This window comes from Streptomyces rhizosphaerihabitans (assembly GCF_025399795.1).
Classification (GTDB): Bacteria; Actinomycetota; Actinomycetes; order Streptomycetales; family Streptomycetaceae; genus Streptomyces; species Streptomyces rhizosphaerihabitans.
This window is the reverse complement of record NZ_JAODTZ010000001.1, coordinates 157,500-170,685: the sequence shown is the minus strand read 5'-3', so window position 1 is coordinate 170,685 and position 13,186 is coordinate 157,500. Positions and strand designations below refer to the sequence as shown.

12 protein-coding genes and 1 riboswitch are annotated in these 13,186 nt (G+C 70.5%); of the genes, 7 read left to right on the top strand and 5 right to left on the bottom strand.

The window, feature by feature from the left end; translation table 11 throughout:
• Positions 1 to 77 precede the first annotated feature (77 nt).
• Positions 78 to 1,046, top strand: a complete 969-nt coding sequence (locus tag N4G66_RS00720; protein ID WP_261701889.1) for a carbohydrate-binding protein — start codon at positions 78 to 80, stop codon at positions 1,044 to 1,046.
• A 134-nt stretch (positions 1,047 to 1,180) separates the two neighbouring features.
• On the opposite strand, the gene N4G66_RS00715 is transcribed toward N4G66_RS00720, so the two are convergent.
• From N4G66_RS00715 to N4G66_RS00705, 3 genes are all read right to left on the bottom strand, one after another.
• A complete protein-coding gene (locus N4G66_RS00715; protein WP_261701888.1) occupies positions 1,181 to 2,110 on the bottom strand; it encodes a 1-phosphofructokinase family hexose kinase in 930 nt (309 codons plus the stop codon).
• 144 nt (positions 2,111 to 2,254) lie between these two features.
• The gene (nagA, locus tag N4G66_RS00710; RefSeq protein ID WP_261701887.1) at positions 2,255 to 3,439 is read right to left on the bottom strand and encodes an N-acetylglucosamine-6-phosphate deacetylase; all 1,185 of its coding nucleotides are present in this window, start codon (positions 3,437 to 3,439) and stop codon (positions 2,255 to 2,257) included.
• A 7-nt stretch (positions 3,440 to 3,446) separates the two neighbouring features.
• Positions 3,447 to 4,442, bottom strand: a complete 996-nt coding sequence (locus N4G66_RS00705; RefSeq protein WP_261701886.1) for an ROK family protein — start codon at positions 4,440 to 4,442, stop codon at positions 3,447 to 3,449.
• Between the two features lie 160 nt (positions 4,443 to 4,602).
• Between N4G66_RS00705 and N4G66_RS00700 the strand changes: the two genes are divergently transcribed.
• On the top strand, positions 4,603 to 4,830 hold the full coding sequence (locus tag N4G66_RS00700) for a DUF3263 domain-containing protein (protein WP_261701885.1): 228 nt from the start codon (positions 4,603 to 4,605) through the stop codon (positions 4,828 to 4,830).
• Positions 4,831 to 5,093: 263 nt separating this feature from the next.
• Positions 5,094 to 5,948, top strand: a complete 855-nt coding sequence (otsB, locus tag N4G66_RS00695; RefSeq protein ID WP_261701884.1) for a trehalose-phosphatase — start codon at positions 5,094 to 5,096, stop codon at positions 5,946 to 5,948.
• A gap of 78 nt (positions 5,949 to 6,026) precedes the next feature.
• Here otsB and N4G66_RS00690 read toward each other — a convergent pair whose 3' ends face one another.
• Both N4G66_RS00690 and N4G66_RS00685 read right to left on the bottom strand, forming a co-directional pair.
• Entirely contained in the window at positions 6,027 to 7,478 is a 1,452-nt protein-coding gene (locus N4G66_RS00690) for an alpha,alpha-trehalose-phosphate synthase (UDP-forming) (RefSeq protein WP_261701883.1), read from the bottom strand.
• A 78-nt stretch (positions 7,479 to 7,556) separates the two neighbouring features.
• Positions 7,557 to 8,501 (bottom strand): glucosyl-3-phosphoglycerate synthase, encoded by a 945-nt coding sequence (locus N4G66_RS00685; protein WP_261701882.1) that lies wholly within the window; start codon positions 8,499 to 8,501, stop codon positions 7,557 to 7,559.
• A 205-nt stretch (positions 8,502 to 8,706) separates the two neighbouring features.
• Positions 8,707 to 8,863: riboswitch (SAM riboswitch) on the top strand.
• A gap of 15 nt (positions 8,864 to 8,878) precedes the next feature.
• On the opposite strand from N4G66_RS00685, the gene thrC reads away from it, so the two are divergent.
• The 4 genes from thrC to groL all read left to right on the top strand — a co-directional run bounded on the left by thrC (position 8,879) and on the right by groL (position 13,155).
• Positions 8,879 to 10,177 carry a threonine synthase gene (thrC, locus tag N4G66_RS00680; RefSeq protein ID WP_261701881.1) on the top strand — a complete coding sequence of 433 codons (1,299 nt, stop codon included), beginning with the start codon at positions 8,879 to 8,881 and terminating at the stop codon, positions 10,175 to 10,177.
• On the top strand, positions 10,174 to 10,449 hold the full coding sequence (locus tag N4G66_RS00675; protein ID WP_261701880.1) for a MoaD/ThiS family protein: 276 nt from the start codon (positions 10,174 to 10,176) through the stop codon (positions 10,447 to 10,449). The genes thrC and N4G66_RS00675 overlap by 4 nt, the downstream gene beginning before the upstream one ends.
• A gap of 441 nt (positions 10,450 to 10,890) precedes the next feature.
• Positions 10,891 to 11,094: a cold-shock protein gene (locus tag N4G66_RS00670; RefSeq protein ID WP_005315736.1), complete on the top strand. Its 204-nt coding sequence runs from the start codon at positions 10,891 to 10,893 to the stop codon at positions 11,092 to 11,094.
• 438 nt (positions 11,095 to 11,532) lie between these two features.
• A complete protein-coding gene (gene groL, locus N4G66_RS00665; RefSeq protein ID WP_261701879.1) occupies positions 11,533 to 13,155 on the top strand; it encodes a chaperonin GroEL in 1,623 nt (540 codons plus the stop codon).
• Positions 13,156 to 13,186: the final 31 nt, after the last annotated feature.

The following is a 13,186-nucleotide window of genomic DNA, read 5'->3' as shown; positions in this document are numbered from 1 at the left end:
CGGTCGAGCGAAACCGGGTAGGCTCGCCATTCATTCGTGTACCGCATCAGAACCGCACCCGCTGAGGAGACCAAGGGATGACGCCCGGCAACAACGGCGCGAGCACGCCCGAGGACGACGACCCGTTCGGCTATCTCTACGCCGACGGTCAGGCCAACGGAGCCACGCCGCCCTCTGGAGGCGGCGGCTACGGCTACCCGGGCTCGGTCAACCGGGTGCGGGCGGTCGGCGAGCGCAAGTACGGCCAGCAGACCGCTCAGAGCACCTACGGCCAGCAGGCAACCACCCCGTACGGCCAGGTGCCGCAGCAGGCCGGCTACGGCCAGCCGAACACGCACTACGGAGCCCCCGAGACCGTTCCCGGCGGCGCGCAGACGGCGCGGACGCCGATGCCCGGTCACGGTGACGGCGGCGGCCGCGGCCGCGGTCCGAACACCAAGGGCCTCCTCATCGGTGCGATCGCGGTGGTCGCCGCCGTCGTGATCGGCATCAGCGTCGCCATGCTGGGCGGCGGGGACGACAACAAGGGCGACGACCAGGCGGGCTCGACCCCGTCGGCCTCCCAGAGCGCGTCCCCGAGCGAGACGGCGACGGCGGCACCCGGCGAGACCGCGGAGCTCCCCAAGATCGACGCGAAGGCGCTGAACCTGGGCACCGGCGTGACGACGGCCTCCGACGTCCAGGGCGCCCAGTCCGACGGCGGGGTCTACGTGGCGGGCCTGAACAATCCGGGCTCCTCGGTGACCTGGACGTTCAGCGGGATCCCCGAGGACGGCGCCTACACCCTGTTCGCGCGCTACAGCGCGGCCGGAGCCGACCAGTCGATGACGCTCACCGTCAACGGCAAGGTCTTCGGCTCCAAGCTGAGCATGGACAACTACGCGCACGCCGCCGACGGCGACTTCGCCAAGGGCTGGACGAAGACCTACGCCTGGCCCTCCCTGAACAAGGGCACCAACACGGTCACCCTCTCCTGCGGGGACGGCGACAGCTGCAACGTGCTGCTCGACCAGTTCTCGCTGAAGAAGGGGCAGGTCAAGCACTAGCCCCCGTGAGGGCCCTGCGGGGCTTCCAGGGGCTCGGACGGGGCCCCTGCGGCTCCTGGTGCTCCATCGGCTGCGAGGCGGTGACCGGCGCGCACGAACGCGCTCCGGGCGCCGCCTTCCTGCTGTCCCGGGGACTACGCCGCGGCGGACTCCGCCGTCACTGTGACCCGGTCGAGCAGGCTCTCGTACAGCGTGCGGTCGAACTCGCCCGCCGTCGGCGCCGCCACGGTCGCCGTCGACAGGGCGACGGCGCGGGCCAGGCGGGCCGGCCAGGGAAGCTTCTCGACCAGGCCCGACAGCAGGCCCGCGACGGCCGAGTCGCCCGCGCCGGCCGGGTTGCCGTGGGCGCGTACGGGCGGGGTGGCGCGCCAGTGGCCTTCGGGTGTGTGGGCGAGCAGCCCGTCCGCGCCGAGGGAGGCGACCACCGCGTGGGCGCCGCGCCGCCGGGCGTTCCGGGTGGCCTGCAGTGGTTCGTGGGAGCCGGTGAGTTCGGCGAGTTCGTCGGCGTTCGGCTTGACGATGTCGGGGCGGGCGGCGACTCCACGGCGCAGCGGCTCGCCGCTGGTGTCCAGCAGTACCGGGACGGCCAGGGTGCGTGCGGTGCGGACGAGTTGGGCGTAGGCGCCGACCGGGACCCCCGGTGGCAGGCTGCCGCACAGGGCCACCGCCGAGGCGGAGCGCAGCAGATGCTCGTACGTCTCCTGGAAGGCCGACCACTCGGCGGCGGTTATCGCCGGACCCGGTTCGTTGAGCTGAGTCGTGTCACCGGTCGTAGTGTCGACCACGGCTATCGTGCGGCGCGTCGGTCCCTCCACCGGGACGAGCGCGTCCACCACCCCCGCGGTCCCGGCCAGTTGGTCCCGCACGGTGCGGCCGGTGGCGCCGCCCGTGAAACCGGTGACCGTCACCTCGTGGCCGAGGGCGGCGAGCACCCGCCCCACGTTCAGGCCCTTGCCGCCCGGACGTTCGCTGACCTCGGACACCCGGTGCGAGCTGTGCGGCCGCAGTGCCCGCACCCGATAGGTGATGTCGAGAGCGGTGTTCAGCGTGACCGTGAGGATCACCTGGGCCGACCTCCCCCGAAGAGTTGTGTGATGTGGACGCCGGTCGGACGCCCGCCGGTGCTTCCGGAGGCTCGATCATGTCAAACACAACGGCGGTCGGCCCAGTCCCCCCGGGCCGACCGCCGTAGGCAACAAAGGTATGAATCACCCCAGTCGGGGATCGACCACCCATTCGCCGCCGCGCATCACGCCCTTGAGCGCGAAGTCGGCGTCGAGGACCACGAGGTCCGCGTCCTTGCCCGGTTCCAGGGAGCCCACCCGGTCGTACCGGCCGAGCAGACGGGCGGGATTGACGCAGAGGGCCGCCACGACGTGCTCGACCGGCAGCCTGTCGATCGTGACGGCGCGCTGGAAGGCGCGGTCGAGGGTGAGCGTGGAGCCCGCGATCGAACCGCCCTCCACCAGCCGGGCGACGCCGTCCGCGACCTCGACCTCCAGCGGGCCGAGCATGTAGCGGCCGTCGCCGAAGCCCGCCGCGTCCATCGCGTCGGTGATGAACGCGACCCGGCCGGGACCCGCGTGATGGAACGCCAGCTCCAGCGAGGCGGGGTGCAGATGCGTGCCGTCGTTGATCAGCTCGACGGTGATCCGCTCGTCCTCAAGGAGGGCGGCGATGGGGCCCGGCGCGCGGTGTCCGAGCGCCGGCATCGCGTTGAACAGGTGCGTCGCCACGGTCGCGCCCGCGTCGATGGCCGCCTGCGTCTGCTCGTACGTCGCGTCGGTGTGCCCGATCGCGGCGATCACCCCGTGTTCGGCGAGCAGACGTACGGAGTCGAGGCCGCCCGGCAGTTCGGGGGCGAGCGTGACCATGCTGGCCCGGCCGCGCGCCGCGTCGATCAGCTTGCGGACCTCCGCCGGGTCCGGGTCGCGCAGCAGTTCCTCTGAGTGCGCGCCCTTGCGGCACGGCGAGATGAACGGGCCCTCGAAGTGGATGCCCGCGATGTCGCCCTGTTCGGCCAGCTCGGAGAGCATCCCGGCGCGCTCGGCGAGGCCGTGCATGTCTCCGGTGACGGTCGAGGCGACGACGGTCGTGGTGCCGTGCAGCCGGTGGGTGTGGATGCCCCGCAGGACCTCCTCGGCCGTTCCCGAGGTGAAGGAGGCGCCGCCACCGCCGTGGTTGTGGATGTCGACGAAGCCGGGAACCACCCAGTGGCCGGACAGGTCGGTCACGGGCGTGTCCGCGGGGGCTGCCCCAAGGACTCCGGCAGGGTGTGCCGAGGGGGCACCCGCGTCGGCGATCCGCGGACCGTCGATGATCACGCGGCCGTCGTGCACGATCCCGGTGGGCAGTACCACCCGGGCGCCGGCGAGAACCTTGCTAGGGGCCATCGGGTGGTTACCTCCGGGAAGTCGTAGAAGTGGTGTTCAGGAGGTCCCGGGCGAGGAGCCCGGCACCTAGGCAACCGGCGGTGTCCCCGAGGGCCGCGGGGACGATCGACGGCAGCTTCTGGAAGGTGACGCGTCGCTCGACCGCGGCCCGCAGGGGTGTGAACAAGGTTTCCCCCGCCTCGGCGAGCCCGCCACCGATGATCAGCGTGCGCGGGTCCAGGAGGGTGAGCGCGGTGACCAGGCCGTCGGCGAGCGCGTCGACGGCCTCCTGCCAGACGGCCCGCGCCCTCGGGTCGCCCGACTCGACGGCCTTGGCGCAGTCCGCCGCGTCCGCCTCCGGGTCGCCGGACGCCTCGGCCCAGGCCTGGCTGACGGCCGCCGCGGAGGCGAACCGTTCGAGGCAGCCGCGCTGCCCGCAGGGACACGGGGTGCCGCCGGGCCGTACGACGATGTGGCCGATCTCGCCCGCGAAGCCGTGCGCGCCCTCCTCGACGACGCCGTCGATGCCGATGGCGCCCGCGATGCCGGTGCCCAGCGGGACGAAGAGGAAGCGGTCCGCTCCCTGTCCGGCGCCGATCCGGCCCTCCGCGAGCCCGCCGGTGCGCACGTCGTGCCCGAGCGCTACGGGCACGACGCCGAGCCGTTCGCCGAGCAGCCGGCGCAGCGGGACATCGCGCCAGCCGAGGTTGGCGGCGTAGACGGCGATGCCGTTCTTGGCGTCGACGATGCCGGGGACGGCGACGCCGGCGGCCAGGGCGCTCTCGCCGAAGTGCTCCTCGCCGTAGGCGCGCAGCTCGGCGGCGAAGTCGAGGATGTCCTCGACGACGGCGTCGGGCCCGCGCTCGCGGCCGGTCGCCCGGCGGGCCTGGTACAGCAGCGCGGGGTGCCCGGGGGTCCGCGGCGGCGGCACGTCGGGGCGGCCCGTCGAAGGCTCGGCGTCCACCCCGACGAGGGCTGCCTTCATCCCGGTGCCGCCCACATCGAGGGCGATGACATGTCTCACGGGGGACAGTGTCGCCCTTTACCCCTGGAGAGGTCTAGTCCACTCGCGTGGTGCAGACCTTATGTCCGCATTCCGAGAAGGATGCGACCGCCGCGGGCACGGTCCCTGTTCCGGTGCCCGTCCCCGGCGCTTGTCGGTGCCGGGGACTACCGTGCTGTCCATGGAAGAGCTGCCCGCGCGCGAACGGAGCATTCTCGCCCTGGAGCGCCGCGGCTTCCCCGGACCCGGCGCCAAGGAGCGCGCCATACGCGAACAGCTGGGCCTCGCCCCGGTCCGCTACTACCAGCTGCTCAACGCGCTGCTGAACGACCCGAGGGCCCTGGCGCACGACCCGGTGACGGTGAACAGACTGCGCCGGGTACGGGAGTCCCGCCGGGACGAGCGGTGAGGGCGGGCGGTGCGGACGAGGAACGCGTACGCGCGGTGCGTACGCGCGGTGCGTACGAGGGGTGAGGGCGAGCGGTGCGTACGCGCGGTGCGTACGAGGGGTGAGGGCGAGCGGTGCGTACGCGCGGTGCGGACAGGGGCGCGGGCCAGAGGTACGGGCCAGAAGCGAGGACTAGCGGTGAGATCGGGGCATTCCGGCCGGTGGGTCCCCCGCTCGGCCATGAGTCAGGGGTGCGGCCGCCCCTACCCGGATAGGGTCGCCCCATGGGCAGCCACCCCGAATCCAAGGACTTCTCGCCGGCCCCGGTGACCCCCGCCGGGCGCGACGCTCTGGAAGCGATCCTCACCCGCCCCACCCGGACGGTCGTCGCACTCGACTTCGACGGAACCCTCGCCCCCATCGTCCCCGACCCCGACCGGGCCCGCGCGCACCCCGACGCGGTCCCCGCCCTCGCGGCACTCGCCCCCAAGGTCGCCTCCGTCGCCGTGGTGACCGGTCGCCCGGCCGGTGTGGCCGTGCGCCACGGAGGCTTCGCGGGCGTCCCCGGACTGGAGCACCTCGTCGTCCTCGGCCACTACGGCGCCGAGCGCTGGGACGCGGTGAGCGGCACGGTCACCGCCCCCGCACCGCACCCCGGGGTGGCCGCCGTCCGCGCCGAACTGCCGGGGTTCCTCGACCGGATCGGCGCCTGGCAGGGCACCTGGATCGAGGAGAAGGGCCGCGCGGTCGCCGTGCACACGCGCCGCGCCGAGGACCCCCAGGCCGCCTTCGAGGCGCTCCGGGAGCCACTGGCCGAACTGGCCGGCCGGCACGGCCTGATCGTCGAGCCGGGCCGTATGGTCCTGGAGCTGCGCCCGCCGGGCATGGACAAGGGCGTCGCCCTCATGGAGTACGTCCGGGAGATCGGCGCCGAAGCGGTCCTCTACGCGGGTGACGACCTGGGCGACCTGCCCGCCTTCGCCGCCGTCGACAAGCTCCGTTCCGACGGGGTCCCCGGACTCCTGGTGTGCAGCGGCAGCTCCGAGGTCGGCGAACTCGCCGAACGCGCCGACCTGGTGGTCGACGGTCCCTCCGGAGTCGTACGCCTGCTCGCCGCCCTCGCGGCCCGGCTCGACTGACCGAACCCGAAGCGGGACCGGCCTCCGGGGCATCGCACCGGCCGCGCGCGGGTGAACCGGCGTGCGGCAGCCGGTCGTTCAGCCCTCCAGCTCGCGCAGCTGGTCCAGGAACCACTGGGCAGGGGGCAGGGCGGTGGCCGCGGCGGCCAGCCGCTTGGTGCGCTCGGCCCGTTCGCCCGGCTGCATGGTCAGCGCCTCGTGCAGCGCCCGCGCCGTACCGATCACGTCGTACGGGTTCACGGAGATCGCGTCCTCGCCCAGTTCCTCGTACGCCCCGGCCTCCCGCGAGAGCACCAGCACGCAGCCCTCGTCGGAGACGACCGGGACCTCCTTGGCGACGAGGTTCATGCCGTCCCTGATGGGGTTGACGAGGGCGACGTCGGCCAGCCGGTACGCGGCGAGCGAGCGCGCGAAGTCGTCCTTGACGTGCAGCACCACCGGGGTCCAATCAGGCGTCCCGTACCGGGAGTTGATCTCGTCGGCGACACGCTGCACCTCGGCCGTGTAGTCCCGGTACACCGCGAGGTCCTGCCGCGAGGGATAGGCGAACGCCACGTGGACGACCCGCTCGCGCCACTCCGGGTGCTCGTCGAGCAGCTGCCGGTAGGCCAGCAGCCCCCGCACGATGTTCTTGGACAGCTCGGTGCGGTCGACGCGCACGACGGTCCTGCGGCCCTCGCCGATCTCCGCGCGCAGCGCGGCCATCCGCTCCTCGACGTCCGCCCGGTGCGAGCGCTCGCGCAGGAACTCGGCGTCCGCGCCGAGGCCGTGCACACCGACGAGGGTCCGGCGGGGCGGGGCGCCGTCCAGGTGCTCGACCGCCGGCGGCGTGTCCGAGGGCGAGGTCACGCGGTAGCGCTCGGGGTCGGTCTCGCCCGCGCACCGCATGAAGGCCGTCGCCCACCGCCAGGTCAGGAACGCCACCCGGTCGGCGCCGAGCATGCCGTCCAGCAGCTCCGCGCGGATGTCGTCGGGCAGCATCCGGAAGTAGTCCTCGGGCGCCCACGGGGTGTGGGAGAAGTGGCCGATGCGCAGATCGGGGCGCAGCTCGCGGAGCATCCCCGGCACCAGGCACAGGTGGTAGTCCTGGACCAGCACCGAGGCGCCCTCGGCGGCCTCCTCGGCCAGCGCCTCGGCGAAGGCGTGGTTGTAGGTGCGGTACGACGCCCACCGGCGCCGGAACTCCGCGTCGAAGACCGGCTCCAGCGGGGTCTGGTAGAGCATGTGGTGGACGAACCACAGCACGGAGTTGGCGATGCCGTTGTACGCGTCGGCGTGCACCTCGGCGTCGATGGCCAGCATCCGCACGCCGTCCTCGCCGACTCCGCGCGCGACGGCCTCCCGGTCGCCGTCGCCGAGGGCCGAGCACACCCAGAGGGCGCCCGCGTCCGGCCCGATCGCCGAGAGTCCGGAGACGAGACCGCCGCCGCCGCGCCGGGCGTGCAGCGAGTCGTCCTCCCGTACCTCGTAGGTGATCGGACCGCGGTTGGACGCGACCAGAATCCGGTGGGCACCGTGCGTTGAAGCCATGCCTCGAAACCTAGCCCCGTGTCGAAACGCTCAAACGTTCCCTTCGGCCGTATGCGATCGCCGGCCCGTCGGGCTGGTCTACGCGGCCCTGCGCCGCTGGTACTCGGAGATATCGGCCATCGGTGGCCTTTCCTCCGTGTCCACCGAGTACGTGCGCGGCTGGAAACCGTCCCGGCCGCGCTCGAACTGGGTGAGGGCCGGGCGGATCAGGTGGCCGCGCGCCAGCCGGAGCTGGGCGGTGCGGTAGATCGCGGCGGCCATCCGGCCCAGCGCCTGGCCGTCCTGGTGACGGTGTTTGCGGACCCCGACGTCGACCTGGGCGAGGGCGTCCAGGCCCACCAGGTGCAGGGCGTCGACGAGCATGCCCAGTTCGACGCCGTAGCCGACGGGGAACGGGAGTTGTTCGAGCAGCGAACGGCGGGCCGCGTACTCGCCGCCGAGCGGCTGGACGAAGCCCGCGAGCTGGGGCCAGTGCATGTTCAGCAGGGGGCGGGCCATCAGCTCGGTGACCCGGCCGCCCTGGCCGGTGGCGCCGCCCAGCGGACGGTCGTACATGGCCTTGACCAGATCGACACCGGGATCGGTGAGCAGCGGGCCCACGATTCCGGAGACGAAGTCGGACGAGAACTCCTTGAGGTCCGCGTCGATGAAACAGACGATGTCCCCGCTCGTCACGAGCAGCGACCGCCACAGCACCTCGCCCTTGCCGGGCACGGCCGGAATCCGCGGGAGGATGTCGTCACGGTGCACGACACGCGCGCCCGCGGCGGCGGCGACCGCGGAGGTGCGGTCCGTCGAGCCCGAGTCGACGACGACGATCTCGTCGACGAGGGGCACCTGCTGCATCAGGTCGTGGCGGATGATCGCGACGATCTCGCCGACCGTCTCCTCCTCGTTGAGCGCGGGCAGCACGACACTGACCGTCGACCCGGTGAGGCGTTTCGCGGCCATGAGCCTGTGGAGCGGGCGGTCGGTCACGGACCAGGAGCGTGTGCTCAGCCAGTTTTCGACTTCTTTCAGCACGGTCTGCGGCTCCTCACTGTCTGATCACACGCTCTCATCGGCGTGCCCGCTGCGGCCAGCGGCAGATCGATTGCCGTCGTCTCGCGGTTCGGACGACTATCTCAACTGTCCTGGCCTTCGGTTACAGTCTTGAACAACGCGGATGACCATCGCATGTCCTGGATCATCGGCACGTATCGTGTTCAACAGTTCAACAATCAAATACCGCTCATCCAGAGGGGCAGAGGGATACGGCCCGATGAAGCCCCGGCAACCCTCCAGCCGGTCTCGTACCGATCGATGTCGATCGCGTCGCGAGGCTCCCGGCTCGGGAAGGTGCCAAATCCGTCTCACGGCGAAGTGCGTCGTGAGGAAGATGAGGAAAGGGCCTCGCCTCCATGGCTGCGCAGACAGTTGCAAGTACCACGAACTCCGCCGAAGCGGTGGACCTCGGCCCGGCCGCGGCGCTTTCCTGCCGCGAGTGCGGACAGCGTGTCCCGCTCGGCCCGGTCTTCGCCTGCGAGGAGTGTTTCGGCCCGCTGGAGATCGCCTACGACTTCTCGGCCTACGAAACCGAAGAGCTCCGTAAGCGCATCGAAGCGGGACCCGCGAACATCTGGCGCTACGCGCCCCTCCTGCCCGTCCCCGCGGACGTCGCGGACAAGCCGAACATCAACCCGGGCTGGACCAAGCTCGTCCAGGCCGACAACCTGGCCCGCGAGCTCGGTGTCGACGCCGGAAAGCTCTTCGTCAAGGACGACTCCGGCAACCCGACGCACTCCTTCAAGGACCGTGTCGTCGCCCAGGCCATCGAAGCCGCCCGCGCCTTCGGCTTCACCACCCTCTCCTGCTCCTCCACCGGCAACCTCGCCGGCGCCGTGGGCGCCGCGGCGGCCCGCGCCGGCTTCCGCTCCTGCGTGTTCATCCCGCACGACCTGGAGCAGGGCAAGGTCGTCATGGCCGCGGTCTACGGCGGCGAGCTCATCGGTATCGAGGGCAACTACGACGACGTGAACCGCTTCTGCTCCGAGCTGATCGGCGACCCGGCCGGCGAGGGCTGGGGCTTCGTCAACGTCAACCTGCGGCCGTACTACGCCGAGGGCTCCAAGACGCTGGCGTACGAGATCTGCGAGCAGCTCGGGTGGAAGCTCCCCGACCAGCTGGTCGTGCCGATCGCCTCCGGCTCCCAGCTCACGAAGGTCGACAAGGGTCTGCAGGAGCTGATCAAGCTCGGGCTCGTCGAGGACAGGCCCTACAAGATCTTCGGCGCCCAAGCCGAGGGCTGCTCCCCGGTGTCCGTCGCCTACAAGGCCGGTCACGACGTCGTCCGGCCGCAGAAGCCGGACACCATCGCCAAGTCGCTCGCCATCGGCAACCCCGCGGACGGGCCGTACGTGCTCGACATCGCGCGGCGCACCGGTGGTGCGGTGGAGGACGTGAACGACGAGCAGATCGTCGACGCGATCAAGCTGCTCGCGCGCACCGAGGGCATCTTCGCGGAGACGGCCGGCGGCGTGACCGTCGGTGTCACCCGCAAGCTGATCGAGAACGGTCTCCTCGACCCGACCCTCACCACGGTCGTGCTGAACACCGGCGACGGCCTCAAGACTCTGGACGCGGTGGCCTCCGACACCGGACTGACCGCGACCATCCGCCCGAACCTCGACTCCTTCCGAGAGGCTGGCCTCGCATCATGAGCGTCAACGTCCGCATCCCCACCATCCTGCGCACCTACACCGGTGGTGCCGCCGAGGTGACGGCCGAGGGCACGACCCTCGCCGAGGTCATCACCGACCTGGAGAAGAACCACACGGGCATCGCCGCGCGCGTTCTGGACGACCAGGGCAAGCTGCGCCGCTTCGTCAACGTGTACGTCAACGACGACGACGTGCGGTTCGAGCAGGGTCTGGAGACGGCGACCCCGGACGGTGTGGGCGTCTCGATCATTCCGGCGGTCGCCGGAGGCTGATCGTTACCCTCGGTAATGCCGAACACGCTGAGTTCATCGAATTGCCCCCTCCGTGAGAGAAACGGAGGGGGCAATTCTGTATGGTTGAGGGCGCTACAGTTGGGGAAGCGACTTCGATTTCGATGTTGGTTTCATGCCGGACGCATATGAGTACCCGTTCGGCGGCCGACAAGAAGTAGCCAAACCGCCTCCCCTTTATGGGCCGTTTATGGCATTTACGGGGCCCGACTTGCCCTGGATCCTTGCGGATTCTCCGCATATCGTTGATCAGCCATGCCCAGAATTCTCGTCCGATTGACCTGTTGCAGACGGCAGTTGGACAGATACATTCAGCCGCGGTCGACGCGTTCCGGCGCACACCCCCAACCGTTGGGGGGTGAGGTCTGACCCGGATCCGCGAAGTGTGGATCTGTGCAAGGGCCAGTAATAGGGGAGTTAGGCATGGCTCAGGGCACCGTCAAGTGGTTCAACGCGGAGAAGGGGTACGGCTTCATCGCGGTCGACGGTGGTGCGGACGTCTTCGTGCACTACAGCGCGATTCAGATGGACGGCTACCGCACCCTTGAAGAGGGTCAGCGAGTGGAGTTCGAAATCTCGCAGGGCCAGAAGGGTCCGCAGGCGGACATGGTCAAACTCGCCGTCTGATCCGGGCGCGAACGGCCACCGACGCACTCACGCCGAGGGGCCCGCATCCCACCAGGGATGCGGGCCCCTCGTGCGTCCCGGGCGGCGTTCCCCTGTCTCGTGCGCGCCCGCGCGCACGAGAGTGCCCCGTGCGGGGCCTACGCCCAGCATCCGTGTGGAGGCTGCTCGTAGGGCCCGTTTTCACGAGAGGCGCTTGCGCCCGCCCGTCACCCGACCACCACCCCTCAACGAGCTCGCTTCGCGAGCACACCTTGCACTCGACGGGGTCGAGTGCTAATCATTGGCGTTAGCACTCTCCCAGTGAGAGTGACAGAACTTGGATCGGGTCAGCGAGGCCCGCAGGCCTGTGGGGCAAGGAACCACAAGGCTTGCAGGCCGTCCGTCGCGGGCGCGGGCACGATCCGGAGAAATCCACCCCGTCCGGGAGGACCACTTCACATGGCCAAGATCATCGCGTTCGACGAGGAGGCACGGCGCGGTCTCGAGCGCGGGATGAACCAGCTCGCCGACGCCGTCAAGGTCACCCTCGGCCCCAAGGGCCGCAACGTCGTCCTCGAGAAGAAGTGGGGCGCGCCCACGATCACCAACGATGGTGTTTCCATCGCCAAGGAGATCGAGCTCGAGGACCCGTACGAGAAGATCGGCGCCGAGCTGGTCAAGGAAGTCGCCAAGAAGACGGACGACGTCGCCGGCGACGGTACGACCACGGCGACCGTGCTGGCCCAGGCGCTCGTGCGCGAGGGTCTGCGCAACGTCGCCGCCGGCGCCAACCCGATGGCTCTCAAGCGCGGTATCGAGAAGGCCGTCGAGGCCGTCTCCGGTGCCCTCCTCGAGCAGGCCAAGGATGTCGAGACCAAGGAGCAGATCGCTTCCACGGCCTCCATCTCCGCCGCCGACACCCAGATCGGCGAGCTCATCGCCGAGGCGATGGACAAGGTCGGCAAGGAAGGCGTCATCACCGTCGAGGAGTCCCAGACCTTCGGTCTGGAGCTGGAGCTCACCGAGGGTATGCGCTTCGACAAGGGCTACATCTCGGCGTACTTCGCCACCGACATGGAGCGTATGGAGGCCGTCCTCGACGACCCGTACATCCTGATCGCGAACTCCAAGATCGCGAACGTTAAGGACCTGCTCCCGCTCCTCGAGAAGGTCATGCAGGGCGGCAAGCCGCTGCTGATCATCGCCGAGGACGTCGAGGGCGAGGCCCTGTCGACCCTGGTCGTCAACAAGATCCGTGGCACCTTCAAGTCCGTCGCCGTCAAGGCTCCGGGCTTCGGTGACCGCCGCAAGGCCATGCTCGGCGACATCGCCATCCTCACGGGCGGCGAGGTCATCTCCGAGGAGGTCGGCCTCAAGCTGGAGAACGCGGGTCTGGACCTGCTGGGCCGTGCCCGCAAGGTCGTCATCACCAAGGACGAGACCACGATCGTCGACGGCTCCGGCGCTGCCGACCAGGTCGCCGGCCGGGTGAACCAGATCCGTGCCGAGATCGAGAACTCGGACTCGGACTACGACCGCGAGAAGCTCCAGGAGCGTCTGGCGAAGCTGGCCGGCGGCGTGGCCGTCATCAAGGCCGGTGCCGCCACCGAGGTCGAGCTCAAGGAGCGCAAGCACCGCATCGAGGACGCCGTTCGCAACGCGAAGGCGGCCGTCGAGGAGGGCATCGTCGCCGGTGGTGGCGTGGCTCTGCTCCAGGCTGCCTCGGTCTTCGAGAAGCTCGAGCTCACGGGTGACGAGGCGACCGGCGCCAACGCCGTGCGGCTCGCCCTGGAGGCCCCGCTCAAGCAGATCGCCGTCAACGGTGGTCTCGAGGGTGGCGTCATCGTCGAGAAGGTGCGCAACCTGCCCGTCGGTCACGGCCTGAACGCCGCGACCGGTGAGTACGTCGACATGATCGCCGAAGGCATCATCGACCCGGCGAAGGTGACCCGCTCTGCTCTGCAGAACGCCGCCTCCATCGCCGCGCTGTTCCTGACCACCGAGGCCGTCATCGCCGACAAGCCGGAGAAGGCCTCCGCGGCCGCTCCGGGCGGCATGCCGGGCGGTGACATGGACTTCTGATCGACCTCTGGTTGATCTGCGTCCTTACCGA